Genomic DNA, 25,769 nt, shown 5'->3' with positions numbered 1-25,769 from the left:
CAAGGTCAGCGGTTACGAGCCCCATGGTCGCAGAACATTCGGCTCGGACGCGAGAAAGGTACAAATCCCGGACCCACAACAAACGCCTCCCTAGAGTTGCCCCGCTCGTAATATCCCTGTGTCTTTGAGAGGGCGCCAACGGTGCCGTGACTCAGGAAATCCTAACTCGGGCGTTGGGGATCCGCTTGCCGGCACTTGTCCACTGCCAGCGTCGCCGCGCGTCAGCCGCGCGATATGGACATCCCCGCGAGAAGCGGAGCGTACGCGGAGAGCCTGAGGGATACGAACTCCATGAAGAGCCGCACGCGCTTCGTCTTGCGTGTCTCCCCCTGTGTGAGAAGCCAGAGCGTTCCGTACATGTGCAGGTCGGTGCCCGGCACCCTCACCAGTAGGGGGTCGGCATCGCCAACGAAACACGGCAGTGTCGTCAACCCGAGCCCTTGCCGTACAGCAACGATCTGCGACTCGGCGTCAGTGGTCCTGAATGGAACCCCCGTGGTGCGAACCTCACCCTCGCTGGCCCAGTCCGGGATTCCATGAATGCTGATGACGATCCACCGGACGGGATCGGGCGCGCCCGCACGCCACGCGGCCAGTCGATCGCGGGACATGTAAACGCCGCCGAACAGCTCCGGTCCCTTCAGGCCGTGAAGATTGAGCGGCAGGGTTTTGCGGTCGTAGACGACGCGGATCGCGACGTCGGCCTCCCGGTTGGTCAGATTTGCCAGCTCGCCGAACGACAGGATGTCCATCTCGATGTCCGGATGCAGACGCGCGAAATCGGCGAAATCAGGCATGAGCAGGTGTGTCGCAAGCGGCGGTGCCAGCGTCACCCGCAGAAGCCCGCGCACGCCCTGGTCGCGGCCGAAGACACGCGTCTCCAGCAGGTGCGACGACGCTTCCATCTGGTCCGCGAGCTCGAGGACCTCCTCCCCAGCCCCCGTCAGGCGGTAGCCCGAAGGCAGCTTCTCGAACATGAGCGCCCCGAGCCGTTCCTCCAGCTGAGCGACCCGTCGCAGCACGGTCGAATGGTTCACCCCGAGGCGCTCGGCGGCGGCCCGCACCGAGCCTCCGCGCGCGACGGCAAGAAAGTAGCGAACGTCGTCCCAGTCGATCATGGTGCAATCCGGCACCGCTGGGGTGCGCCTTCCAGAGCCCGTCCAATACATCGAACAGCATCTCGTATGTGGGTAGCACGGGCGGTCATTACAGCCCAAGCCGGCAAGCGCAGCCCAATTCCGAACGGCGGACGCCAATCGTCGCGGCTGGCGCCAGCCGTCCAGCCGGATCGATTTCGCACCACCGATGTGCGCGCTTCCGCACTCAACGCCTGACGACGACGGACCTATGTCGAGTTCCTCGGGGGCCTCCCCCGAACGACCAAAGACGGAGTCTCAAAGGAGAAGTCATGGGAAAGCTTGAAGGTAAGGTTGCAGTCATCACGGGTGGATCGAGCGGCATGGCGCTGGCGAGCGCCCAGCGGTTCGTTGAAGAAGGCGCCTATGTTTTCATCACGGGCCGGAAACAGGAGGCGCTGGACCAGGCCGTCAAGCTGATCGGCCGGAACGTGACCGGCGTGCGCGGCGACGCGGCCAATCTCGACGACCTCGACCGTCTGTTCGACACGGTCAAGCGGGAACAGGGCAGGATCGACATCCTGTACGCGAGCGCTGGCACGGGCGAAGCCGTCCCACTGGGCGAGATTACCGAGCAGCATTTCGACGCGACCTTCGGCCTGAATACGCGCGGCACGCTGTTTACGGTCCCGAAGGCGTTGCCGCTGTTAAACGACGGCGGATCGATCTTGATGACCGGGTCAGTTGCTTCGATCAAAGGTTTTCCCGGTTACAGTGTGTATGCGGCGAGCAAGGCGGCGCTGCACGCATTCGCACGCGGGTGGCTCAACGAACTCAAGGGCAGGAATATCCGGGTGAACGTGCTGCACCCAGGGCCGATCGCCACACCGATGCAGGACCAGGTTCTCACCGAGGAAGCGACGCGGATGTTCGAATCCCTGATCCCGAGGGGAAAGATGGGTCGTCCCGAGGAAATTGCGGCAGCCGCGCTATTTCTTGCTTCAGACGATTCGAGCTTCGTGAACGGGGTGGAGTTGTCCGTCGACGGCGGCTTCTCGGCCATCTGAATTCGCGCCGAGCCGAAAACGGAGAGATACGATGAGCACCGAAGAGAATGTCAAGCTTGTGAAGAATTTCTTTGCCGCCATGGGCAGCAACAACGCGCGCGATCTGCTGGCGTTGGCTGCAGAAGATATCGAGTGGATCATTCCGGGCGAATGCTGGCCGCTTGCAGGCACGCACCGCGGGCACGCGGAGTTGGCGGCTGTTCTCAAGAAGGCGTCCGAAGAGGTGGAAACGCAATACCCGAAGCCCCCCGAATTCGTAGCGCAGGGAGACAGGGTTATGGTCGTCGGCGTTGCTACGGGAAAAATCAAAGCCACAAACAGGCCGTTCAAGGACGAGTGGGTCTTCGACATTACCGTTCGAGACGGCAAAGTCGTCCACATCCGGGAATACGTCGACACGCAAGCATTGGCGCGGGCCTCGCAGATCGACGCAAGGACCTAGTCAAGTTCGACGGGTGAATTGCGATCGCATCTCCTGATTTATGCCGCTTATACGAATGGACCCTATCTATGAATTCCGCTCTAAACGATCAGTCGCTTGATCAGATCTTCCGCTCCGCTCGCACCCCCAACGGATGGGCAGATCGTCCAGTAGGGGACGATCTGGTACGCGAGATTTATGACCTACTGAAATGGGGCCCGACCTCTGCGAACAGTAGCCCCGCGCGGTTTGTCTGGGTGCGTAGCCCAGATGGAAAGGCAACGCTCGCCGGGCTCGCTGCGGAACCGAATAAGCCGAAGATTCCGAAGGCTTCTGTCACGGTCATTATCGGCCACGATTTGGATTTCGCCGGCGAGCTGCCAAAGCTTTTGCCTCACGCTGCCGAGGTCATGCAGAAATACTTTGCGGCACCAGACGTGGCCGAGGTGACGGCAATGCGAAACGGAACGCTGCAGGCCGCTTACCTCATCGTCGCTGCGCGGGCGTTGGGACTGGACTGCGGACCCATGTCCGGCTTCGACAACGCCGGCGTGGATGAGGCGTTCTTCTCAGGCACGCGGATTCGGTCGAACTTCATTTGCAGCATTGGCCACGGCGATCCAGCTTCCGTGTTTCCGCGCAATCCTCGCCTTAGTTTTGAGGAGGCCGGCCGCTGGGCCTAAGTCCAGGCTTCGGAGCGAACAGTCAAAGCGCTGGCCGTCTGTGGCCATCGGTTCGGGGTCGGCGGTGAATGAGCCGTAGATCGCCGCCTCGCAGGCCGCGCGCTCGTCGAATTCCCAACCGCAATGGAGATCCCGATGTACGACCAATCCAAGCTATCCGAGTTGATCCGGTTCGCACGTTTAGACGCGGGCGCCACCGTCATCGACGTTTACCCAGGCGACGGCGACTGGACCCGTCTCTTCTCCGACGTCGTGGGACCCGAAGGACGGGTCTACAGCTTCGTGCCGGCCGAAGTCGCCCACTTCAAGAACGATCCGGTCGGCCGCATGCGAACGCTTGCGAAGGAGCCGGGCCGAGAGAACGTCGAAGCCGTCTCGGCGGACCTAGTCGCGATGCCGGAGGCCACGCAACCAGCCGATGTCCTGTGGCTGCATCTGTTCTACCACGATCTCCACACTGCGCTGATCCAGGCCAGGGGTGCGACAGCGGCCCAATTCAATCGATCTGCCTACGAGCGGCTGAAGCCCGGTGGGTCCTACGTCATCGTAGACCACGCCGCCGCCGTCGGGGCGGGCACGAGCGACGCCCAGTCGCTGCATCGGATTGATCCTGCATCCGTTCGCGAGGAGGTGGAGGCGGCCGGCTTCGTACTGGACGCGGAAAGCACCATGCTCGCGAACAAGGGCGATCCGCACTCGATCAAGGTGTTCGATCCCTCGATCAAGGGCGAGACCGATCGCTTCGCCTATCGGTTCGTGAAGCCCTGACAGGTCCCCGCGCCAACTTTATGTCGACCTCGAAGTGCAGATCACCGCCGCAGAGCCGGCGACTGATCGTCTGACCACTTCACTTCGCAGACCTGTCCTATTTCCACGCCATCGTCGCCGATTTCCGCACGCGCATTCGGCACCGCTTTTCCAAGCCAAGATATTCGGCTTTGATGAGCCCGCACTTCAGTCGGTCCAGAGCCGTGCGGGGAACAGGACGACTATCAAAAAACACGCGAAACAGTCGATCGGAAAGCGAGCATCAGAACGTGTAAAGCAGCCCGTTTGTCAGAACAAAATCCGACCCGCTCGCTAAGTCTATGAAAAGGCTGGAGCGGGTGAAGGGAATCGAACCCTCGTATTCAGCTTGGAAGGCTGACGCTCTACCGTTGAACTACGCCCGCGAGGATGATGTATGATGAGCATGATGGAATACGTTCGCCGCACCGACGAGACGATCGTCGAGGGCAAGATTGACGTCTATTTCCAGGACGCCGAACTCTTCGGCGAGCTCGTTGACCGCGCGGAATACCAGCGCCGGCTCGCCGTCGAACTGGCTCCTCGGACCGACACCGCGGTCGGCCGCTTCATAAACAGTCGTGGGCAAGGAGCGAAAGTGACGTGAAGCTGTTCGGCCAAAATAACCACGTAGTCGCCAACACCGGTCCCCTTGCTCGGGCCGCGCGATCGGCTGGCATCGAGGTGGATGACATTTCCTTCCCGTAGGTGGCGGCGCCCGCCCGGCCAATTGGCCGAACCTTTGTCTACGGCTCTGTGGCCTTCGTGCGGGCGTTGCGAAATGTCGCCGGCTGGGGTGAGCAAATAGCTTGGACGAAAGATGCCCTCTGCGCCGCGAAATGGCGAGACGCATATGCCGAGCGCTATATCGGGTCCGGTGGTAGGGCATTGCCTACCTCAGATGTTGCAGGGGCTTTGCCGGCAGCCGTGCGCCCGCTCTATGGCGACAAGGCATTCCCTGGTGGAATCTATAGCCCTACAACGTGGGTTGATCCAGCGGCGCCCGGAGAGGCTTGGGTTGCGCCTATCGTGCCGATTGAACGAGAGGTGAGAGTTTGGTTTGTGGGCGGGAAACCGAGGGGCCTTACAGGCGTGGTGCTAGGTAGTCGAGAAACTGGAAAAAGCCGTAGAGGGCGAGCGCGGTCACAGCCGCGAAAGCAACAATCATCGTCGCCCATTCGCGTTTGGAAAATAGATCGAAGTCGAACATAAAGAGCCCCGCTAGGAATCCAGCGCCGAATGTGAAGCCGTCCTACTGACTGCCTTGCTCTTCCGGTGGAGACGATGAATGAGGGCCTTCGCGTCCGTCGCCTGTGCGATCAGGACTGCAATTCCGTCCAGCGTTTGTCGGTCGTTGATTCCGAGCGACAGGCGCCGATACCGGGCGATCTTGTCCTCGTACTGAATGCACTTCTCACACATGGCTTCCGCTCGGCATAGAGGGCGGGAGTATGGAGCACTCTCAGTTACCGATAGGCGCCTCGGACGGGCGGTGATTTTGAGACCATAGACCCGAACTTGGGTTCCCGACAGAAGGAACACAGCCCGCCAACGGAGGCGGCCTCAATGCCTGCGCCGTTCGACCTCGAATGTAAATTTGAGCTGGAGCACCGGACCGCCGTCGTCCCGGACTTCAATCGACATCTGGTGGCTGCCGTCCCCTGGGGTCCGGACGGCATCTCGGGCCATATCGGCAAGCGAGCGCGCCGCCTCTTCCTGCACCTTCTCTATGGTTGAGAGTTCCAGACCTTCCTCATCCGAGAAAATCTCGTCACCCTCTCTGATGTCAAAATAGTACCGTCTCATCAGACCAGAACGACGCCAACCTCAAATTGTTTCTTTCGTAAAACAGGCCACACCCAAATCAAACTAGGCGACTGATGCCGGAAGCAGGCCGGTACCCTACCTCTGCTCATTCCTCGCGAGAGAAGCCAGTCTATCCAGTTGGCCAGCCAAACCCACATAAGTTCGGGCGATGTTTTTCAGGACATCGGCTCGATCTTTGGAAATGCCGCTCGCGCCAGAAAGTCTCTTGTAGAGATCAGCATGTTTTCGGCACTCAGCAATGTTGATCACTGGCTCTGCCTTCTGTTGGCCGTGCGGGTCACAGGAGCGCCTTCCCCGCTGGCTTGCCTTCTACCATGTTAGGCCCCGTTAAAATCAGTCTTGTGACACCGGTTAAATACGGAAGCGCCCCTTCAGTTTGGAAAAGGAACCACAAGGGCGGCTGATGTTTGAGTCGTCGCTGGCTCGCCGCCAGAGCTGGCGGAGCGGCCTCGGCCTACCCCCTAGACCCCTGCAGCCGGGGCCGTCTCTCCTCCTTTGTCGTATCGGAGTCGCGTATGCGTTCCTCGCCCTCGATCGTGCCGGCCGACCGCCCCGACCGCGATATCTATCTGGTGCTTGAAGACTTCGGCGCGCGTGCCGGTTGCGCCTGGCGCGAGACGGATGAGGCTGACACCGACCTCGAGACGGTCCTGCAAAATCTCCTGTCTGGCCAGTACGCCTATCCAGTGCGAATTGTATCCTTCAATCCCGTCGAGGGATGGTCGCGGGATGTGACCTCCGACGTCGCCGACGCACTGGCCCAGCGCGCAGCCGACACCGACGCCGAGATCGCGTCTGCACTGCAAGCCTTCATCACGGCCAACGCCACAAGGCGCTTCGACATGCAGCTAGCGCTGCCCTTGCGCGGGATCGCCTAATGCCCAGCGAGGAAAAGGCCGCCGGTGGAATGACCACGACCTGCACCAACTGCGACAACCTCGGCTGGGTTTGCGAGAACCACCCGGACCGCCCTTGGGATGGACCACGCGCCTGCGCCTGTGGCGGCGCTGGCGCGCCCTGCTCGGCCTGCAACGCTACTGCAGGTGAAGTGCCGCGCATGCCGGAAGGCTTTCGGGTGGAGGTCGACAAGGACGGCTGGCGGCACTGAGAGGCCGCCCGCGCGGCTAGGCTCTCCTCGTTTTTCTCGTCGCGGTCTTCTTCTTGAGAATGCCGATATCGGTGTTGCCCAAATTCTTTATGGCGCGTTCGGCGGCGGGCGTATCCACCGCGTTGTCGTGGGAAGTTGGAGCCGGACTAACAGAGGAAGCATCCACGTCGCCGGTCGCCGCGTGGCTGAGCGCGTTGCCCACGTTGGGACTGGAGGAGCCCGCAGTGCCGCTTATGGTATGCCCGGTCGATAGGGTGCCGCCAGCATAACCTTTGGAGCCGGTGGCCGCAGTTCCACTCGTTGCCGAGCCGCTACTGCTCGATCCACCCGTACTCTGGGCCAATGCGAGCGACGAGCCGCCAACGAGTAAGATCAAGATAACGGCGATGTGGTTCACAGAGCGGTCCTCTACTTGAATAACCGCTCAATGAGTTGCACCTCCGAAAGTTCCTAGGGGTCCACCACTCTCCAGGCCACCCACGTTGATGGTGGATCACTCGCCGAAATCTTGGTGCGCCGGAGTGCCACGAGGTGGCTTCGCTTGTATGGAAATGCGGGATCTTCCAGAGGAGCCTGGACCGCGCTACACGGCCCGCGAATACTCTCGGAAGAACATCGAAGCTATGGTTGATGACGCGCTAGGCCCGCTCTCCTCCATCCCACGTCGCCGCAAAAATCGGCGTGCATCCACTGCATCGCTGAGGTTTTTGGAATCGGGGGACTTCCGCCGAGCCAGGAACATCGTGGCTTTTGCCAAGTTTTCCCGATGCCCTCAACTCGTGAGGGCATACTTGGAGGCCCCGGCTCATGCCCCATTTGGGCCGGGGCCTTTTTGACGAGACCTGTTGACCAACCTGTTGGCCTAGCCGCAATGCCCCTCGATCCAGCGGCTGGCCCGTTCTCTGACTGACCGCCCTCCCGCCGCCGCGCCGACAATCCGCATGAGGAGACTTGGCACATCTATTCCGGCGAGGTCCGCGTCGGGACCATCGGCGTGCGCGCCGGCGTGCCTGTGCATGCCGAACACCACCACACCCTAACTGGGAGAAGCCCGAAAGCGGAGGCATTGTGCTCGCTAGTGATCAAGTACAGTCGCCTCATAATCGTGATAGCCATTCAGATCGCAACAATCTAAGCTAGAAGTTGCAAGCGACAAAGTCACTGAGTCAACGCGCGACGCGCGCGGTTTATGAGCCGAGCCGACCAACGCACCTCGTTGGTTGATACGCAATACGCTGCATCACGGTTGAAGAACGGAATAACGTCGCTGTTGGCCCCTCGCCGGTATCATAGCGAGACGTGGGTGACACCCTGAGGATGTAAGCTATTCCAGTACTAACAGGAACAGGAAACACGAGGCAATACATTGGAAGTACCCAAGCGGAGCCGTAGAGTTGTAAAAGCAAGAGTTGTAAAACCTGGACTCGATCAGAATATGCGCACGATCGCTGAACACGACGCGGTATGGCGGGACCAGCTCGCCGAACTAAATGAACGGCACGTTGTTGAGTGCGGGATGAGCGAGCTCCTTGACCCAGCGGAGAAGTTGCGCAGGAAGTGGAATTAGCAGGCTAGTGGCCGATACCCACCTCCAGAACTTCTAAGCGACCGCGTCGAGCAGGCGATGCGCAACGAATGGTAGTTAGCGCGCACGCCTCGGTCGAGCTGTCTAGCCCGCCTGTTTAGACTTCATCGCCAGCTCAACCTCATCAGCAAGCCTACTTAGATGTATGTGCAGCCTATCGTAAAGGTCGCGTTTGATCCGGTCCGTCGCGAGATCCCGGATCAGGGCGGCTTCGGCTGCGTCACGCCGAAGCTTTTCAATTGAAGCCTGAAAATCCTTCATTTCGGCAAGCCGGGAGATCGCGCCCAATCATCCAGATGGATCGCAATGTCGGCTTGCCGCGCCTTTACGGAAAGGGCTTCTCGCTCGGGACCTCGCGGAAGCTGGGTGACCTGCTGTTCAAGACGCTCGGACCAAGCCGCCAGCCGGTCCTTAAGCGCTAACTGATGTCTGAAACGTCGCCGCTGAAACATGGCGTGCTCCCTTGTTGGATTGGGCGGGAGCGCAGAGAGGCGATCTCATCACCGATAGAAGCCACGGATCGGGCGGTGACAGGAGTTAACGCTGTGAGGCGGGGCAGTTCTTATAATTCGTCGCTGCGTCGCAGCACTAAATTTAGCTATGTGCTCGCCTGCGGGAACGTGCTGTGCGCGACGGGTTGCTCGAAATAGGCCAGCACGAAATTCAAATTAGAACTGAGGCGGCAACCACGGGGCCGCAAAAAAAGCTCCGGCTCCAGCCTTGGCAGAAGCTGGAGCCGTGCTGTCACGTAGCTTCCGACCTCCGGGGTAAAGGCCAGAAGCGACTCGAAAATGCTCCATGCCTGAGAAGGTTCCTGAACCGGTTCTCAGCCGCTCGTTAAGTAAACACGAGCAGTCTCGGTTTCGGGACGGGGCCGTGTTGGGAGAACGCGCGCTCTTGTGCTTGGGGTGAAGGCCCGCCAGCTCAGCCAGCCCCAGGCGGGCCTTCCCTCATCCCGGGTTAAGCAAGCGGCCCACTTGTGAAATAGTTCATCTTGCAGGCCGAAAACGCCGGGGCTGGCTCCATACTCCACTTAGATCTTTTAGATCTTTTATCCGGCATTTTTTGACACGGCGCGGGCCGCAGCGAGAAAATCGCCGCCTTCGTTTCTTTGGGATCGCCAGCGGTGAGTCAGAGGCCTCTTATTGGCATCCCGCAAACTGAACCATCCTAGGTCTCGTGCGTAAAATGTGTATCCGAGGTTTTTGTTAGTCCCACCTCGGGGCTGGAAATGAACACCGCCGCCGGGACAATGTATTAGAGCCCGGCGGCGTATTTACGGCTCCCACTAGAGTGAGGCACTGATGTCTGACGACGACCCACTCAAGCAGGAAACGGACGCTCTTCAGCAGATGATAGAGGATGAGCGTAAACTTTTGTCTGCCTTCGAAGAGCTCGTTACGGGCAAGGTTGCGCGAGGCGTGCCCAGAGAGCGCACCTCCGCCCTAGTTACAGAGATAATCCCCGACGTTCGGGAGACCCAAGCTCGAAATCGACGCCCCACGTTTAGGGTTCGTCTAAGGCGTCCGACGATCCCTAGCTGATTGCCCGCCATGGTGAGCGTCGCCGTGCGCGCCATCGCCCTCGCGGTCCGTTTCCTATTTGATGCAGCGTTCGAGCATCGCGTCACGCCGGGCAACCGCCTTGCCAACCTCGCGCAGCGTGAACGCGAAGCCGACCAACGCCGCCAGATTGATAATCAAGATGGCGAGCAGGAACGGTGTTGCCCGCATGGTTTCGACAACCTGCTTGGCGATGTCGCGCATGGTCTAAGTGTATTGCCCGCCCGCGCTGGTGCTGCCTGCGATGCCTGGTGCGCGACAGCGAGGCCGTGCGGCTTGTCGGCCAGAGCCTTGGCTGCTTCCGTTCATGCGGCAGGCCGCGTCGAACAGATCCGGGCCGATCGCGCCTGGCTCGAATGGCGCGACGAAGATGCCGGCGGGGGTGGGGGCAATGTGCCGAAAGCGGACGCATTGTGCTCTCTTTGAGTTTTGTCGAGTTTAAGCCATAGCCGACGTGGTGAGAGCGTAGCCGACGTCCTGACTACTCGCAGCGGACCTTAGTCGTCGCCGGCTCAACGTCCGATATGCATTTTAGTTTGAAGGACCGCAGGTAAGTGACGCGATCTGCCCGGATGCATCGAAAGTTAATAAGGCGCTCACGACACCCTCGCGTGTGACATACGAGATTACTGTTCCATCCCCTGATAGCTGCAGGTTGTCTAGATGGGACGCGGGACGCTTCCTAAGGCGGTCATCCCAGTAAGCACGCAAGCTGTCTGTGCTGGTGATAATTTTTATGCCTTCGCAGCTGCAGTGAACCACCGCGTCTTCGGCATACATTGCCAAGATAGTTTCAATGTCTCCAGCGCGGTAGGCATCAAGCCAGGCAACGGCAGCGGCCATCGGGTCAAAGGACATATTCCTACCTCCCTGCCGTGTTCTCGTTCGTCGCAGCGAGTAGGGAGAAATTGCCAGTTGTTCCCGGGATTGTCACCTCCTCTTAGTTGGTCGAGGATAAAAGGCAGGTCGGTTCGGTCTGGCCAATGCTTCTGCAAAGAGCAAGAAAGACGACGGGTCGCCTTCGAGCATCCGCGGCCGGTGGGTCATAGACCGCTACTAGCGGCGCAAGCCTTCCAAGGACCACGGCAGATGAAGCTACGCCTAATGACCTGAAACGGACGTTATATAGAGCTGTGATCACGCGTGACAAAGTTGCAGGCGCTGATCGTTCATCAACATGAACTGTTCACTTGTGAATTGCCACTTTTGCCCTGCATCTTGCGGGGCCGTTTTTTCTTGGGTGAATTAACAAAGGTTGATTGACGAAACCGGCTAACTGCACCAACCTGATCGTGTCGGGTGGGCTCTCCAAAGCTTCCTGACGCGCTCGAAATGGAACAGCTACTTTCAAAAGCCCCGCTTAAGCGGGGCTTTTTTTTGCGCTCTGCGCTCCTCTTCGAGCACCAGATAGTGGCCGTCTCTCCCCCGTTATTGTATCGGAGCAGCGTATGCGTTCTTCGCCCTCGATCGGATGTCGCGATCGAGGCGGTCGGCCGGCACGGACATGCAGTTGGCCCTGCCCTTGCGCGGGATCGCCTGACGCGCAACGCAGGTGAGCGAAAACAATCGAGTCAATGGCCCGGCGCTGACTGGGCTGTTGACGGTCGACGCTTTGGCAGCCCGTGGTATCGCAAAGAGATGCCGAGCTGATGCGCTTTGACAGCCACCGACGAGACGCCTCGGTTCAATTCAGCGGCTATCTCGTCGCGGCGGTGATTCCCGGCCATCGCCTTGAGCTTCTCAAGGTCATCTGAGGTCCACGGGCGAACAGAATTGGCCATTACCGATCCTCCGAAGCGAAATTTGGCCCGATACACAATTTCCGCCGGGACCAAAAGTTTCATTGGGACGCGCCCGCAGACCGTGCGCAAACGGCTGCCACCTCGTCAGCCTAGACACGAGAAAACCCGCCACAGTTGCCTGGCGGGTTTCTCGGAACGCCTGATCTCCCAACTAGGCGCCGGCGGTTTCGCGCCAGTTCGGCTCTGACAAACTAAAGGCCCCGCGGAGCGTCACTCCGCGGGGCCCCGCCTCTTAAAAACCTACACGCTTTGACCGATTAGTCGATGATTTTGACGACGCGGCGCGTGCGCGGTTCGACGATGACGCGGCGATCATTCACCACCGCGTAGCGATACTCGGTGTAGTTCGGCACCGGGCGCAAGACCACGGTCGGGGGCAAGGGCTCGCCGACGACGACGCGCTCGTGGATCACGACGGAGTCGTCGCGCGGGATTCCGCCGAGCACGGCATTCGGAATTTCGAGGCCGGCGCCAACGGCCGCACCGACGGTGCCGCCGACCATCGCGCCGACCGGGCCACCGATGTCGCCGCCCGCACGCGCGCCGTCCCTGGCGCCCTGTTCGGTCGTCGACTGGGCAAAGGCTACACTCGACGCCGCCAGCAGCGACACAGCAGCCAATGAAATCGCAAGACGGGTTTTCATGTCCACTCTCTCCAGTGGTTGTTGATGCGCCGTCAACCGCTGGGCCAGAGCATTGTTCCGGTTCCTCCGTGATGAAAGGCGCGCTGGAGAATGTTACTGCGTAACAGTTCAGGCCGCGGCGGCGCAGCGTTGCTGTCAGGCATACGTTGCTAAGACGGGTACCTCTTGATTGGAAAGCCGCAGTTTCATGGACCGGTTGCAAGAAGTTGCGACTAAGAAGGCTTTCGCAATTATTGCTATCTTTTGCTCGACGGATTCAAAATCCGCATTTTCCTGAACGATGCGGAGCAGATCGAATACACTGCGGCAAATCCTGAAGAAGGATGGGTTCGGGTAATTCCTCCCGCCAACTCGCTGTCCGCTCGCGTTACTCTGAAGGGCTATGTTGAGATCAGGATTGAGCGAACGTCCAGATTAGGGCGCACGTGAAGAGCCGCCTAGCTCTTCTTTGCTTTTTTCTTTTTGGTAGCTTTCTTCTCAAGCCGCACGCCCTTAAATTTCTTTGCGGCCTTCTTGCCCTTCGCGGGCTTCTTGACGCCCATGAATTCGCCGGACGCCTTGTCGCGCTTTAGTGAAGGCGGAAGCTCCACCCAATGTCGCCTTCGTCTGCGAACGCTTCTTGACCGCACCTTTGCGAGCGCTGTCGCCGGTGGGCTTGTTGACCGCCATTTCGTCCTCCCGATATTGCTTTGCCTCTCTGGCGCCCCTCTTCACAGTTTCTGGAACGAATCGGGCCCCCTCAAATTGAATCCGGGTTCTTTGTGGAGTTGCGTATTATGCGTCAGTCCCGGTGGACCCCGTCCATTATTCCGGCCGATGAGCCGACCGTTTATCTGGTCGCGGACGATTTTGGCCGCGCCGGCAGCGCTTGGCGCGAGACGGACATGGAAGCGGCCGACCTGGAGACGGTTTCAAGACCTGATGACGGGCCAGTACAAGCGACCTATCAAGGTGGTCGCCTTCAACACGTCGGAGCGCTGGTCCGAAGATGTGTCAGAGGATGTCGCACGCGAAATTCAACATCGCTGTAATCTCCAACTGAACGACGTGCCCTCGCATCTTCAGGAGTTCGTCGATCGCTACGCGCCTCAAGATGCGCGGCAGTTCAGCCTGCGCCTGGTCTAGCCCGTGGCGTTTCAGCGGAAAAAGCCGGATGCACTCGGTGTCAAGGCGCCCCTGCCCGGCTTCGTCGTGCCGGCTCTCGCCTCCGCGACCGACCGCGTGCCATCCGGCGAGCGATGGATTCACGAAATCAAGTTCGACGGCTACCGCGTGCAAGTCCACCTCGCGAACGAAGCCGTCAAGGTCTTCACACGGCGCGGCCACGACTGGACCAAGCGTTTCAAGAAGGTTTCCGATGACGCCTGGCACTCGGCCATCATCGACGGAGAGATTGTCGTACCTGCCACCGACGGCACGACGGACTTCTCGGTTCTGCAGAATGAGCTCACAGGCAAGTCAACGAAGATCGTTCTGGTCGCTTTCGACTTGCTCTACCTCAACGGCAGGGACATCCAGAAGTTACCGCTGTTTCAGCGCAAGGCGGAGCTGAAGAAGATCATTGCCGGCACCGACGTTCAGTTCAGCGCGAGTTTCGAGATCGACGGGAACGAGATGTTTGCCCATGCCTGCAAGATCGGCTCGAAGGCGTCGTCTCCAAGGTGCGCGACAGCGTCTACCCGGTCGGCCGCACCAATAATTGGGTCAAGAAAACCTGCGCCCAGCGCGAGACACTCACCATCGCCGGCTTCGCGCTCGACGACGGCAAATGGTACGGCATATACCTTGCTCGGCGAAAGGGTTCTGACCTGGTTTACGCTGGCAAGGTCGACCATGGCTTCGACAAGACGTCGGCGGCCGAGCTGCGGCGGCGCCTCGAGCCGCTGGTCCGGAAGACGCAGCCCTACGCGAAGCGGATAGCGCACAAAGGCATCTGGGTCGAACCGAAGCTTCTTGCTGAGATTGAGTACCGAGCGAAGTCGGCCGAGGGGAAGGTGCGGCATCCGTTCTTCAAAGCGTTGCGCGAGGATCTCTAGAGCATGGCGGGCTGCCCGGAAATCCGCTCCGTTAATGCAGTCGACTTTTAGCGATTTCGACTAGTTCAACATGCCCTGCGAGCGCAGTGTCGAGGTCGCTGTTTCCCCAGTACTCGCACAAACGTTTACTGTGTGGGAATGTCGCCCAGAAACATAACGCTAAGCCGCAGGCGCCGCTCTGGGAGCGCCCCGCCCGGCGCCGCGCTTTTTCGCACGATCATCGCGCCATGTTGACATGCCAGCGCATAAGCGCAGCAATGAACTAGGTAACCATGGGCGTTCCCGACAGGAATGCGATCTGTCCAAAGATATACCTCTTTATAGCTCGCGCGCGGTCTGACGTAACATCCTAAGATTGCGCTGGATGCAGTCGAGGAGGACTCGCGATGCGCAGGCAGCCTGTTCCACTTACTCCGGAGGACCTGGTCAATCATCAATTCGGCACCGACGACAACCTGATAGGCACCCCGGGCGCACCGACCTTGTTCGGCGATGCTGGTGGGAACCTGTTCGACTTCTCGAAGGGGGGCAACGACACCTTCGATGAAGTCGGACTTTCCAATTACACATTTTATGGTGACGTGGTTGGCAGCATTTTCGATTTTGCGCAGGGCGGCGATGACACGTTCAACGGACTCCCATTGGCTGGTGTCACTGCCTACGGGGACGCTGGCGCGGACATGTCGGAGCACAGTAAGGGCGGCAACGACACCTTCTTGAGTGGAACTGGCAGACAGCAAATCAATACGTTCTTCGGCGATGCCGGCGGCGCCATGTCGGGTCACGCTCAGGGCGGCGACGACACTTTTATAACTCAGACGGTACAGGGTGGCACCCACACCTTTTATGGCGATGCGGGCGGCGACATGTCTGGCTACAGCAAGGGTGGCAATGACAGCTTCCAGGGCTCCAGGCAGGCAACAAACGTCTTTTTTGGTGATACCGGGAGCAATATGTCCGGTCACGCCCACGGCGGCGATGACACATTCACAGCCAGAACGGACTCAGGCAACACATTCTACGGAGATGCCGGCGGTGACATGACCGGCTACAGCAAAGGTGGCAACGACACCTTCAACGGGGCCTTGTTCGCCACGCAGGTGTTCTATGGTGATGCCGGAGGTAACATGTCGGGCCATGCTGAGGGAGGCGACGACAGTTTCATGGGCTCCGGTGGGGCGGTAACGTCAAAGACCTTTTATGGCGATGCCGGCGGCGACATCTCCGGCTTTGCCAAGGGCGGCAACGATACTTTCGTCAACGAGGGCGGCTCCACAGTGTCTTTTTACGGGGACGCCGGCGCCACAATGTCCGGGCATGCGCAAGGCGGCGACGACGTTGCGACGTTCCAGGGGAGCAAGAACTTCGCCGTCGGCGATGCTGTTACGATGCTCGACGCTGCCAGCGGGGGCAATGACAGTCTAAGCGGCGGCGACAGGTCCCTGACTGATGTTGTAAATGAGCTGTATGGGGACGCTCAGGCCATGGGCGGCGCGACCCAAGGAGGCGATGATCTTATTGTCGGCGGCGAGGCCGTTGGTAGCGGCCGGGTCGATAACTTCTTATGGGGCGACGCGGAGCAACTTTCGGGTCGTGCCAAGGGAGGCAGCGATGTCCTCTACGCTGGAACCGCGGCGCCCGGTTGCACGGTCAGCAACGAGATGTGGGGCGATGGCCAACTGCGCGGCAATGCTCTTGGCGGTAGCGACACGTTCGTATTCAAGGATGATGGTGCAACGACGGTCGGAACTCAGAATGTCATCGGGGACTTCAGCCAATGCCAAGATGATAAGATCGCTTTCATTGACGTGGCGGGCGTGCAGTCGTTCGATGATCTTGTCATAACCCAAAATGGAACTAGCACCATTATCATCGCAGGAGTCGATCAAGTTACACTTGCAAACTTCACCAATTTGATGACGGCGAATGACTTTTTGTTTGTCTGAGAGCGTTCCTCTTCGTCGGCGATTTAGTCACCGATCCTCAAAACCAAGGCAATCGCTCCAACGAATGCGGTCCTCAACCGCGACTGCTCCTGCTCATAAGCGAACGCATCATGAAGATAGCCCGCTGGATCATATCCGGCGGCCGCTCGCGATGGGACTACTTCCCCTTCATCTTCGGGTCATTGATGTCGCGCCCGGGTTGGTCGACCCAGGGCTGCTCGAAGCGCCTTGACCGCTAGCGGCCGAATTGCACCGCCGCCCGATCCAGCACCCCCAGCCCGCGCCGCCGCCGGCTCCGCCTGATCCAGCAGTCGCACTTCCTGCCCGCCAGCTTCTGCTACCGACCCTGGCTGTGTGAAAACGCCGCTGCTTTGCTATGATTCTCTCGTGATTCTGCGGGGGAAGCTGATGAGGCGCTTCGTTGAGCAGGCGGATCGTGGGCAGTGGACGCTATTGCCCGAATGCCTCGATGATTTCATTGACGAGAACAACCCTGTTCGCGTGATCGACGTGTTTGTCGATGCGCTCGATTTGGCTGAGATGAGCTTTGAGGGTGTGGAGCCAGCAGCGACTGGTCGGCCATCGTACCACCCCTCAATTCTCCTCAAGCTTTACATTTACGGCTATCTGAACCGGGTGCAGTCGAGCCGGCGACTCGAACGCGAAGCCGGACGCAATGTCGAAGTCATGTGGCTGCTGGGTCGGCTCACACCTGATCACAAGACAATCGCAGACTTCCGCAAAGACAATGGCCTGGCGCTGCGCAGGGTATGTGCTCGCTTCGTCGAGCTCTGCCGCGAGATGGGCCTCCTCGCGACGGCGAGCGTTGCCATCGATGGCAGCAAGTTCAAGGCCGTGAACAACCGCGACAGGAACTTCACACGGGCGAAGGTGGAACGACGGCGTGCCCAGCTGGAGGAGAGCGTCTCGCGCTATCTGAGCCAACTTGACACGGCCGACCGGCAAGAGCCGACGGAGGCACTGGCTGCGAAGGTGACGAGGCTGAATGAGAAGCTTACAAAGCTGAAGGAGGAGATGGGCAAGCTTGCCGTCTACGAGAAGCAGATGCGTGCTTCGCCTGACCAGCAGATCTCACTGACCGATCCCGACAGCCGTTCGATGGCGACGAGCGGGCGCGGTTCCGGCGTCGTTGGCTACAATGTGCAGGTCGCCGTAGATACCGAGCACCATCTGATTGTGACGCATAAGGTGACGCACAGCGGCTCGGATCGGGCTCAGCTGGCCAATGTGGCCAAGCAGGCGAAGGCTGTTCTCAAGACCGAGACCCTCGAGGCCGTTGCCGATCGCGGCTACTTCAGCAGCCTGGAAATCCTCGCGTGCCACGAGGCCGGCATCATCGTGACTCTACCCAAGCCGCAGACGTCGGGTGCCAAGTCAGATGGTCGCTTCGGCAAGCAGGACTTTGTCTATTTGCCGGAGGAAGACGCCTATCGCTGTCCGGCTGGGGAGCAACTGCCGTATCGCTTTACGAACGAGGAAGATGGCAAGCGGATAAGGCGCTACTGGACCACAGCCTGTCAAAAATGTTCGCTCAAATCGCAATGCACGACAGGCCCGGAGCGACGGATTCCACGATGGGAGCATGAGCATCTGCTCGAAGCTGTGCAGCAGCGCCTTGAGGCAAACGTACAAGCCATGCGCGTGCGTCGCGAGACGGTTGAGCATCCGTTCGGCACCATGAAGGCCCGCATGGGAGCGACACACTTCCTCACCAAAACGCTTCCAAACGTAGCCGCCGAGATGGCTCTCTCGGTCCTGGCCTATAACCTGACACGGGCCATGAACATCGTCGGGACCAAGCCGCTGATGGCCGCGATCGCGGCCTGAGACCGAACCGTCATGGCTTATCACCGCCCTCCCGCGGAAGGCGTTTTTACACGACCAAGACCCAACCCGGACATATCTTGCACCGGAGACAAGTAGCCCTTTTGGGCGTCCGGTAAGGCCGCCGCCTCGCCGGACCGATTAAGCTTCGACCGCTTTAGTTGAATGTTTGCAGCCTCAATTTGAGCGATCCGTCGGCTTGGCGTTCGAAGACGTGCGTCGCCAAACCACTGAAGGGAGACGGCTTGCCCTCCTTGTCCTTACCCGTAGCGCTCCACTTGGCTGTGCCGAAGACGACCTTGTCGTCTCCGCCGGCATCGATCATCTCCAACTTGTGATCCGTCACACCGCTCGCGAAGAGTCCGGCAAAGAACTTCTCGATCTCGGCCGGCCCCGACGCGACCTGATGTGTGGGCGGCATCAATTTTGCCGTCGCGACATAGGAGGCGCCGATGGCTTTCTCGTCGTGCTTATTAAATGCGGCATCCCAAGCGGCGTAAGCCTTCTCCACGTCCCCCTTGGCGTCCGCGGCCAACGAAATTCCCGGCGCGCCGAGCAGACAAATGAGTAGTGTTGATGTTTGAGCCAACTTCATAGGATACTCCTCTGTTGGATAACGCCTTTCCCGAATGATTAGATCATCTCTCCGGTCGTCTGCCGCGGCTGCGCTCCCGCCAGCATGACGACACCGTCGCCGGTCGCGCTGTGGCCGGCCATTGTTTCATTACGAAAGAGGTGCAGGCGATGGCAACTTCAACGGCGCCGTTCACCTCGGGAGTCCATATCGCGCGTCATGACATCGCTAATGCATCCGGTCCACGCGCCGAACTTCAACCACCATGACCAGTTCTGCGAAGGCACATTCATCATGATTGGTTGGAAGGACTCCACCCAATAGTTCGCGGAACAGCAATTCCGGGCAATTACCGTCAACGGCGCTGACAAATGGGAGACGCGGCACACGGTCGGAAATCCCTGCGTTGGTCACAGTGTAATTCGGCCTTGGCCCTTAGCTATCATCTGTCTCAATCGCCGTATTGTCGGCTTTGGGCTTTGAGCTGACACCAGCTGGACAGCCGCTTGTGACCTTGTATGGTCCGGCCGTGCGTAGCAAGAGGTTCGTCGATCAGGTGGTGAGTGGTCTTGCATCAATGTATCCGGCCTTTGATTGGTTTGCTCCGGGCCATCATGGATATCAGCGCGCGTGCGTTCTCATTAGCGAACAGGCCTCGATTGGGCCATTTGGGTCACCAGTGTTCGCATGCGCCGGGAAGACCGGACCTCCATCTCGTCTCATCCTCTCGCAGACTTCGGCTGGAACCTGTTGATGGGGTTACGTCATCGCATGCTCCTCCTACCTCGCAGTTCCTGTGTTCGAGCCAGGGGCCGTTCCTTCGTCCCGGCCCGCAGGACGTGCGTCGCGTCGCGCGCACGGGCGGTCAAGGCCGGCCGTTGCGCTTGGCTTGCGGCTGGCTCCGGCGTTGCCAGGCCGCGCCTTGACCGCGCCGAGCACGGCGCGAGGATCAAGCGGGTCGGACGCCTGCATCGTTGGTCCTTGTCAGCTCGAAGGCGCGTCCTTTAGCCAGCACCGCCCAGGCGATGCGGGCAAGCTTGTTGGCGAGTGCGATCGCCAGCACGTTGTGGTGCAATCGCTTCTTGGCGGCTTCGATCCAGGATCTGAGTCCGTAACGTTCCCAGTTCTTGATCCTGACCAGCACCACCCATGCCGCCTGCACGAACAGAACGCGGAGGTAGCGATTGCCGCGCCGTGAGATTTTGCCGAGGATCGTGCGGTCTCCCGTCGAGATCTGCTTGGGCACCAGTCCGAGCCAGGCGCCGAAGTCACGGCCTTTGGAGAAGACGTCTTCAGTGCCGATCGCGGCCACCATGGCGCTCGAAATGATCGCATCAGGCGCGAACATGCCTGATCTTGACGGGCCAGTGCTTCGATCTCGCCGGAGAGGCTATCGATGCGATCGATCCAGCTGACGCCAGTCGCCTGTCAACTCCTCGATGACACGCAACATGCGTGGCGACAGGGCATCGGTGCGCGTCGCAAGGATGGTGGGCAGTTCTGTGCGCAGGAAGCCGATACCCTGGCGCACCGCGATCCCGCGTTCCAGCATGAAGGCGTTGCGACACCAGCCGCTCGCGCACCCGATGCAGCGCCTGCAGATCGAGTTGCTCCGCGGTCTTGATCGCCACGAACTTCATCGTCGGGCGCTGCACGGCTTCGGCAATCGCTTCGGCGTCATTGAAGTCGTTCTTCGGTCCTTTGCTATAAGGGCGGACATATTTGGCCGGCATCAACCTGGCATCGTGACCTAACGATGCGAGTTTGCGGCTCAAATGATGTGCGCCGACGCAGGCTTCCATGCCGATCAGGCAAGGCGGCATATTGGCGAGCCGCGCCTCCACCTGGCCACGCGACCACTTTTGCCGCAGCACGATGGTGCCGCGCGTATCGTGGCCCACGACGTGGAACGAGTTTTTGCCGATATCGATGCCGATCACGGCGATCGCGGTACTGGGTGTCTGGGACATGGCGTGCTCCCTGTCTTGGCGCCCCTGGCCAGCTTATCGCTGGCGGGGCAGGAGCACGGCCGGACCATCCCATTCGCCGACGTAGGTCAGGAACGCGCTGAAGTCGACTTCTGACCCGAAGCGCTCGTCACCCTTCCGGCACGCCAGCGAGGCGCCAGCCTTCACACAAGCGCTGCAGCCCGGCAAGGTAAATTGGATTGTCGCTTTGTTGAGCTGCGAGCAAGCGACGAATGGTGAAACCTGAGTTGAGCGCAAGTCCCGTTCTCGCAGCAGTTCGCGCCTCATCGAGCGCGCCGGTCAAGGCCAAGGCAGCGGCGAGCGATATATGAGCGAGATGAAAGTTACGGTTCGCCTCGGTGCTTCGTCGCAGCCAACTGACGCCTTCGACGTCTGAACCAAGCAGCAGCTTGGCCACGCCCGCAAAACACGCCCACTGGTAGGCGAAAACGTCGCGAGGAGAGAGCCGTAAAGCTTCGAGTATATGGCCTTCGGTCTCGGCAGCGCGACCTATGTAGGATTTTGCGAAACCAAGGGCAGCATGAGCGTGGACCAAATTCGGAGCCAGCGCCAACGCAAGTTCGAACTCACGGATGCCTTGGGCGGCCCGGTTCGTAAAGGTCTGGACCCACCCCCGAGCCATGTGGGCTGAGGCACTGTTCGGCCTAATCGACAATACCTTGTTCACTATCGCCTCGGCCGCCGCAAGCCGCGCGGGCCCATCATCCGTCGTAAAGCTACCTCCAACTACCGTATCAACATTTGCCAGACCAATCATTGCTTCGACGTTGCCGGGATCGAACTCCAGCGAGCGCTCGAAGAAGCCCCGCGCTTGCGTCACGCATTCAAGGCTAATCCCCTTCATCAACCAGGCCCGGCCCTGGAAGCACAAGTCCATCGCATCGGGATGCAGCGTACGCTCGGCTCGTCGCGCCTCAGCCTCGATGAGCTGGGCACCTAATGTACCGGCGAGCCTCGACACGATTTCGTCCTGCATATCGAACAGGTCGCCGACAGGCTTCTCGAAGCGCTCGGCCCAAAGATGCTGACCGCTGTGGGCATCGATCAACTGCACGTTCATCCGAAGCCGATTGCCGCTGCGTTGCACTGAGCCTTCGAGCACGTAGCGAACGTTTAATTCGCGGCCGACCTGCCGAACATCGACTGCTCTACCCTTGTATGAGACGGCGCTGTTCCGTGCGATTACAAATGAACCACTGATGCGCGACAAGTCCGTGGTCAAGCTCTCGGTTACACCATCCACGAAATAGTCCTGCTCACGATCACCGCTCAGGTTCGCGAAGGGTAGCACGACGATGGATAGGCGCGGCGGCGTGTCGCCGGTTCGCTCGACTGGGCCAACCGTCTCATTTGCGGGCCTCCGGGCTTCCTGCACTGCACCAACGAAGCGGAAACCTTTGCGCGGCAATGTTTTGATTAACTGCTGTTTATCGCCCGTGTCCCCGATTGCGCTCCGGGCGGCATTGAGGCGAGTCGTCAGCGCAGCATCCGAGACGATGCGACCTTTCCAGATGGCGTTGATGAGGTCGTCCTTGCTGACGACGCGCTCTCTGTTTCGGATCAGGTATTCGAGTAGATCGAACACTTGGGGTGCGACAACAACCACGTCTGTTGCGCGCTGCAGTTCGCGCCTGTCGGTATCCAATGCGTAATCCTCAAAAAGAAACCGCAAGCTGAATTCCCTCTCCGGGGCCACCCTCGGAAACCATAACAATAAGCTGCCGGTGAGGAAAATGTAAGCGAGCTGTTAGCGCGCCACTAAACCAACGCCTTCGTCCTTAAATCCGCGGCCGGACTGGCGTTCCTTATTCCCTCTCCTCCCGCTTGTGATGCTGTGGACGGCTCCTCCACCGGCGCGAGAGTGCCAAGGATTGGGCGCCGTTTTGAAGCTCCCACGATTCGGAGGAGCATCCTATGCAGTCAATTTCGACAATCGGTCTGGATATCGCGAAGTCGGTCTTTCAAGTGCATGGCGTTGATGCAGCCGGCCAGGTGGTCATACGCCGTCGCTTGAGGCGCCGGCACGTCCTGGCATTTTTCCGGAAACTGCCGCCATGCCTGGTGGGGATCGAGGCTTGCGCATCATCGCACCATTGGTCCCGTGAGCTGGAGACATTGGGCATACGGTGCGGTTGATGCCTCCGGCCTATGTGAAGCCCTATGTCAAGCGGCAGAAGAACGACACCACGGACGCGGAGGCGATTTGCGAGGCGGTCACGAGTTCTAACATGCGGTTCGTGCCGACCAAGACGGTCGAGCAACAGAGCTGTCTGATGCTTCATCGAGCGCGCCATCTGTTCATCCGCCAGCAGACTGCCGTCATCAATTCAATCCGCGCCTATCTTGCCGAGTTCGGGATTGTCGCCCCCGTCGGGCGCAGGGGTGTCGAGCAGTTGCTGGAAGTCGTGGCCGATACAGCTGATCGCCGGCTCCCAGAGGCGGCCCGCGCGTGTCTTGCGGCTCTCGGCAGCCAATTGCGAGCCCTGAAGGTCCAAATCCTGGAGTTCGACCGACGCATCATCGCCTGGCATCGATCAAGTGCGACGAGCAAACGGCTGGACGCTATCCCGGGCGTCGGGCCGGCGCTGGCAACAGCGCTGGTCGCGAGCGTTGCCGATGCCAACGCCTTCCGATCGGGACGGGACTTCTCGGCCTGGGTTGGGCTCGTGCCGAAGCAGAACTCGAGTGGGGGCAAGGGCAAGCTTGGCAGTATCAGCAAGCAAGGCGATCGCTATTTGCGCCGCCTGTTCACGGCAGGCGCACTCGCCGTGATCCGCTATGCTAAAATCCATGGCACGGGCCATCGGCCCTGGCTCACTACGTTGTTGGCGCGGCGCCCCACCAAGGTCGCGGCCATCGCACTCGCCAATAAGCTCGCCAGGATGGCATGGGCGATGATGGCCAGGAGCGAACACTACAAGGAACCCGCCGCTCTTACGGCGTGAACGAGATCACAGCCGGTCATCCGGGTGTGACGTAACGGTTGGAAGGGCGAACAGCACTAATGCAGCGCCGGGTCGATCCGGCGATCAGGACAACCCACTTGGGCCACAGCATCGTCGAATGCGTGCTATTGACCGGGACCTGATCCGCGGAGGGCATTATGGCCAGCGGTCATGCGTACCGCGTAAACAGGCCGAACACATGGCTGCTCCGACCAATGCTGCAGAGTGTACTAGGGGTTCCATTTTTCCCGGCTGCCGATTGTCTGCACGGTTGGGTGCAGACGTGCTGCATGGGATATGCGCCTGCAGTCACGGTTCCATCGATGCGGCTGAACAAGCACCGCCATCGAAGGAACACCTCAGACAGGATATATCAGCCTGATAGCCAAGACGGTCGTAAACGCGCCAAGGGCGATGACAGCAATTTTGAAATGAAGATCCTTATCCAAGCCACTGGCCTCCGCTCACTCAGCGGCGTCAGCCCCTGGCCACTGGCAAACCGGAAAAACCCGGCGGCCCCTTGGAGGAGACCGCCGGGCTGATCCGCCGATCACACCACTTCAATGGCTGACAGGCTGAATAAATGGCGCTGGCTCGTCTGTCCGAATCCCGACAAACCGTCTCGGTTTAGTCGGACGTGTGGCCGACAAGCCACGTCCCCAGCTTGCACTCCCCCTGCCTGGCTGGAGCCGCTTGTAGCTCAGTGGTAGAGCGGCTGACCTGTAATCAGTGTGTTGCCGATTCGAGTCCGGCCACGGGCGCCAGCAAGCCATCGCGCAGGAACATCGCGGCTAGTGCCAAGTTTTCCCGACGCCCTCGGGCTCGCCGAAGGTAACCTCTAGGCCCCGGCTCATCCCCATTTGAGCTGGGGCCCTTTTCTTCCGGGACAAGGGTCCCAAGGGGAACGACAAGAGCAGGCGAATATTTGAATCGTCGCTGGCTCGCTGCCAGAGTTGGCGGAGCGGACTCGGCCTACCCCCTTGATCCCTCCGGAGCCGGGGCCGTTCTCTTCGCCTTTGTAGTATCGGAGTAGCGTATGCGTTCCTCGCCCTCGATCGTGCCAGCCGACCGCCTCGACCGCGACACCTATCTGGTGCTTGACGACTTCGGCGCGCGCCGGTTGCGCCTGGCGGGAAACGGATGAGGCTGACACTAACCTCGAGGGCGTTCTGCAAAATCTCCTGTCCGGCCAGTACGCCTATCCGCTCCGAATTGTATCCTTCAATGCCGTCGAGGGTTGGTCGCGGGATGCGACTTCCGACGTCGCCGACGCGTTGGCCCAGCGCGCGGCCGACACCGACGCCGAGATCTCGTCTTCATTGCAAGACTTCATCGCTGCTAACGCCACAAGGCGCTTCGACATGCAGCTCGCGCTGCCTTTGCGCGGGGTCGTCTGATGTCCAGCGAGGGTAAGCCGCTGGCCGGCGGACGCGCCACGACGTGCACCACTGCGACGATCTCGGGTGGGTTTGCGAGAACCACCCGGACCGCCCTTGGGACGGCCCGCACGCCAGCAGCTGTGGCGGCGCTGGCGCCCCCTGCCCGGCCTGCAACGCTGCTGGCGAAGGTGAAGTGCCGCGCATGCCGGAAGGCTTTCGGGTGGAGGTCGACAAGGACGGCTGGCGGCACTGAGATGCCTCTACCGATGTGAGCGGCCCCAAGCGCCTTCGGGCTGGAGAGGAAGGAGACGCCGGGACCGCCACGACGCACCGGCTCAAGGCTGGGCGCCGTCGATATTCTCCGCCTTGGTTTCATCGCAGGCTCCAACAAATGTTGAGTGTTCTGAATTTAGGCGTGTACTCATCTGTGGACGCCCCGCCAGATGCAGGCGGTTTTTGAAGAAGATTGGCACGTCGTCGGATGCTGCCATCTGT

The 25,769-nt window shown here is 60.1% G+C and carries 22 protein-coding genes, 1 tRNA gene and 4 pseudogenes; 13 read left to right on the top strand and 14 right to left on the bottom strand.

The window, feature by feature from the left end; genetic code table 11:
- Nucleotides 1-221: 221 nt before the first annotated feature.
- A complete protein-coding gene (locus AB7535_RS40280) occupies nucleotides 222-1,118 on the bottom strand; it encodes a LysR family transcriptional regulator (RefSeq protein WP_439037686.1) in 897 nt (298 codons plus the stop codon).
- A 290-nt stretch (nucleotides 1,119-1,408) separates the two neighbouring features.
- Here AB7535_RS40280 and AB7535_RS40275 point away from each other — a divergent pair, with 290 nt between their 5' ends.
- From AB7535_RS40275 to AB7535_RS40260, 4 genes are all read left to right on the top strand, one after another.
- Nucleotides 1,409-2,143, top strand: a complete 735-nt coding sequence (locus AB7535_RS40275) for an SDR family NAD(P)-dependent oxidoreductase (protein WP_439037685.1) — start codon at nucleotides 1,409-1,411, stop codon at nucleotides 2,141-2,143.
- Between the two features lie 31 nt (nucleotides 2,144-2,174).
- Entirely contained in the window at nucleotides 2,175-2,585 is a 411-nt protein-coding gene (locus AB7535_RS40270) for a nuclear transport factor 2 family protein (RefSeq protein ID WP_354134948.1), read from the top strand.
- A 68-nt stretch (nucleotides 2,586-2,653) separates the two neighbouring features.
- Entirely contained in the window at nucleotides 2,654-3,247 is a 594-nt protein-coding gene (locus tag AB7535_RS40265) for a malonic semialdehyde reductase (protein ID WP_439037684.1), read from the top strand.
- Between the two features lie 135 nt (nucleotides 3,248-3,382).
- Nucleotides 3,383-4,015, top strand: coding sequence for a class I SAM-dependent methyltransferase (locus tag AB7535_RS40260; protein ID WP_439034325.1), 633 nt, complete (start codon nucleotides 3,383-3,385; stop codon nucleotides 4,013-4,015).
- Nucleotides 4,016-4,345: 330 nt separating this feature from the next.
- Here the strand turns inward: AB7535_RS40260 and AB7535_RS40255 are convergent.
- Nucleotides 4,346-4,419 (bottom strand) — tRNA-Gly (locus tag AB7535_RS40255).
- 14 nt (nucleotides 4,420-4,433) lie between these two features.
- Here AB7535_RS40255 and AB7535_RS40250 point away from each other — a divergent pair.
- Entirely contained in the window at nucleotides 4,434-4,640 is a 207-nt protein-coding gene (locus AB7535_RS40250; protein ID WP_354134945.1) for a hypothetical protein, read from the top strand.
- A 477-nt stretch (nucleotides 4,641-5,117) separates the two neighbouring features.
- Here the strand turns inward: AB7535_RS40250 and AB7535_RS40245 are convergent, their stop codons facing one another.
- Together AB7535_RS40245 and AB7535_RS40240 are read right to left on the bottom strand one after the other, a co-directional pair.
- Entirely contained in the window at nucleotides 5,118-5,243 is a 126-nt protein-coding gene (locus tag AB7535_RS40245) for a hypothetical protein (protein ID WP_354134944.1), read from the bottom strand.
- A 353-nt stretch (nucleotides 5,244-5,596) separates the two neighbouring features.
- Nucleotides 5,597-5,839: a DUF6894 family protein gene (locus AB7535_RS40240; RefSeq protein ID WP_354133834.1), complete on the bottom strand. Its 243-nt coding sequence runs from the start codon at nucleotides 5,837-5,839 to the stop codon at nucleotides 5,597-5,599.
- Between the two features lie 536 nt (nucleotides 5,840-6,375).
- Between AB7535_RS40240 and AB7535_RS40235 the strand changes: the two genes are divergently transcribed.
- Nucleotides 6,376-6,738, top strand: a complete 363-nt coding sequence (locus tag AB7535_RS40235; RefSeq protein ID WP_354134942.1) for a hypothetical protein — start codon at nucleotides 6,376-6,378, stop codon at nucleotides 6,736-6,738.
- Nucleotides 6,738-6,968, top strand: coding sequence for a hypothetical protein (locus AB7535_RS40230; protein WP_354134941.1), 231 nt, complete (start codon nucleotides 6,738-6,740; stop codon nucleotides 6,966-6,968). The genes AB7535_RS40235 and AB7535_RS40230 overlap by 1 nt, the downstream gene beginning before the upstream one ends.
- 16 nt (nucleotides 6,969-6,984) lie before the next feature.
- On the opposite strand, the gene AB7535_RS40225 is transcribed toward AB7535_RS40230, so the two are convergent.
- The 6 genes from AB7535_RS40225 to AB7535_RS40200 all read right to left on the bottom strand — a co-directional run bounded on the left by AB7535_RS40225 (nucleotide 6,985) and on the right by AB7535_RS40200 (nucleotide 13,230).
- A complete protein-coding gene (locus tag AB7535_RS40225) occupies nucleotides 6,985-7,365 on the bottom strand; it encodes a hypothetical protein (RefSeq protein ID WP_439034324.1) in 381 nt (126 codons plus the stop codon).
- Between the two features lie 1,272 nt (nucleotides 7,366-8,637).
- Nucleotides 8,638-8,814: a hypothetical protein gene (locus AB7535_RS40220; RefSeq protein ID WP_439034323.1), complete on the bottom strand. Its 177-nt coding sequence runs from the start codon at nucleotides 8,812-8,814 to the stop codon at nucleotides 8,638-8,640.
- A gap of 1,337 nt (nucleotides 8,815-10,151) precedes the next feature.
- On the bottom strand, nucleotides 10,152-10,319 hold the full coding sequence (locus AB7535_RS40215; protein WP_354134932.1) for a hypothetical protein: 168 nt from the start codon (nucleotides 10,317-10,319) through the stop codon (nucleotides 10,152-10,154).
- A 327-nt stretch (nucleotides 10,320-10,646) separates the two neighbouring features.
- Nucleotides 10,647-10,973, bottom strand: coding sequence for a nuclear transport factor 2 family protein (locus tag AB7535_RS40210; protein ID WP_439037683.1), 327 nt, complete (start codon nucleotides 10,971-10,973; stop codon nucleotides 10,647-10,649).
- Nucleotides 10,974-12,174: 1,201 nt separating this feature from the next.
- Nucleotides 12,175-12,561, bottom strand: a complete 387-nt coding sequence (locus AB7535_RS40205) for a DUF1236 domain-containing protein (RefSeq protein WP_354134934.1) — start codon at nucleotides 12,559-12,561, stop codon at nucleotides 12,175-12,177.
- 492 nt (nucleotides 12,562-13,053) lie between these two features.
- Nucleotides 13,054-13,230, bottom strand: a complete 177-nt coding sequence (locus tag AB7535_RS40200) for a hypothetical protein (RefSeq protein ID WP_354114698.1) — start codon at nucleotides 13,228-13,230, stop codon at nucleotides 13,054-13,056.
- A 252-nt stretch (nucleotides 13,231-13,482) separates the two neighbouring features.
- On the opposite strand from AB7535_RS40200, the gene AB7535_RS40195 reads away from it, so the two are divergent.
- The 4 genes and pseudogenes from AB7535_RS40195 to AB7535_RS40180 all read left to right on the top strand — a co-directional run bounded on the left by AB7535_RS40195 (nucleotide 13,483) and on the right by AB7535_RS40180 (nucleotide 18,391).
- Nucleotides 13,483-13,686: a hypothetical protein gene (locus AB7535_RS40195; RefSeq protein ID WP_439037682.1), complete on the top strand. Its 204-nt coding sequence runs from the start codon at nucleotides 13,483-13,485 to the stop codon at nucleotides 13,684-13,686.
- 3 nt (nucleotides 13,687-13,689) lie between these two features.
- Nucleotides 13,690-14,597 (top strand): annotated as a pseudogene (gene ligD, locus AB7535_RS40190) (non-homologous end-joining DNA ligase).
- Nucleotides 14,598-14,983: 386 nt separating this feature from the next.
- On the top strand, nucleotides 14,984-16,543 hold the full coding sequence (locus AB7535_RS40185) for a hypothetical protein (RefSeq protein ID WP_354134849.1): 1,560 nt from the start codon (nucleotides 14,984-14,986) through the stop codon (nucleotides 16,541-16,543).
- Between the two features lie 408 nt (nucleotides 16,544-16,951).
- Entirely contained in the window at nucleotides 16,952-18,391 is a 1,440-nt protein-coding gene (locus tag AB7535_RS40180) for an IS1182 family transposase (RefSeq protein ID WP_354134850.1), read from the top strand.
- 154 nt (nucleotides 18,392-18,545) lie between these two features.
- On the opposite strand, the gene AB7535_RS40175 is transcribed toward AB7535_RS40180, so the two are convergent.
- From AB7535_RS40175 to AB7535_RS40165, 3 genes and pseudogenes are all read right to left on the bottom strand, one after another.
- A complete protein-coding gene (locus AB7535_RS40175) occupies nucleotides 18,546-18,983 on the bottom strand; it encodes a YybH family protein (RefSeq protein WP_071916327.1) in 438 nt (145 codons plus the stop codon).
- Nucleotides 18,984-19,911: 928 nt separating this feature from the next.
- Nucleotides 19,912-20,932, bottom strand: a pseudogene (locus AB7535_RS40170) (IS110 family transposase).
- 127 nt (nucleotides 20,933-21,059) lie between these two features.
- Nucleotides 21,060-22,622 carry a winged helix-turn-helix domain-containing protein gene (locus tag AB7535_RS40165; protein ID WP_354114704.1) on the bottom strand — a complete coding sequence of 521 codons (1,563 nt, stop codon included), beginning with the start codon at nucleotides 22,620-22,622 and terminating at the stop codon, nucleotides 21,060-21,062.
- 242 nt (nucleotides 22,623-22,864) lie between these two features.
- Between AB7535_RS40165 and AB7535_RS40160 the strand changes: the two are divergent.
- Together AB7535_RS40160 and AB7535_RS40155 are read left to right on the top strand one after the other, a co-directional pair.
- Nucleotides 22,865-23,895, top strand: a pseudogene (locus AB7535_RS40160) (IS110 family transposase).
- Between the two features lie 1,036 nt (nucleotides 23,896-24,931).
- A pseudogene (locus tag AB7535_RS40155) lies at nucleotides 24,932-25,292 on the top strand (hypothetical protein).
- Nucleotides 25,293-25,609: 317 nt separating this feature from the next.
- Here AB7535_RS40155 and AB7535_RS40150 read toward each other — a convergent pair.
- Nucleotides 25,610-25,765: a hypothetical protein gene (locus tag AB7535_RS40150; protein ID WP_354134852.1), complete on the bottom strand. Its 156-nt coding sequence runs from the start codon at nucleotides 25,763-25,765 to the stop codon at nucleotides 25,610-25,612.
- Between the last annotated feature and the right edge of the window lie 4 nt (nucleotides 25,766-25,769).

The organism is Bradyrhizobium sp. 956_D2_N1_4, assembly GCF_052076025.1.
GTDB lineage: Bacteria > Pseudomonadota > Alphaproteobacteria > Rhizobiales > Xanthobacteraceae > Bradyrhizobium > Bradyrhizobium barranii.
Note: the sequence above shows the minus strand (reverse complement) of the source record. Positions and strands in the feature narration are given on the sequence as shown.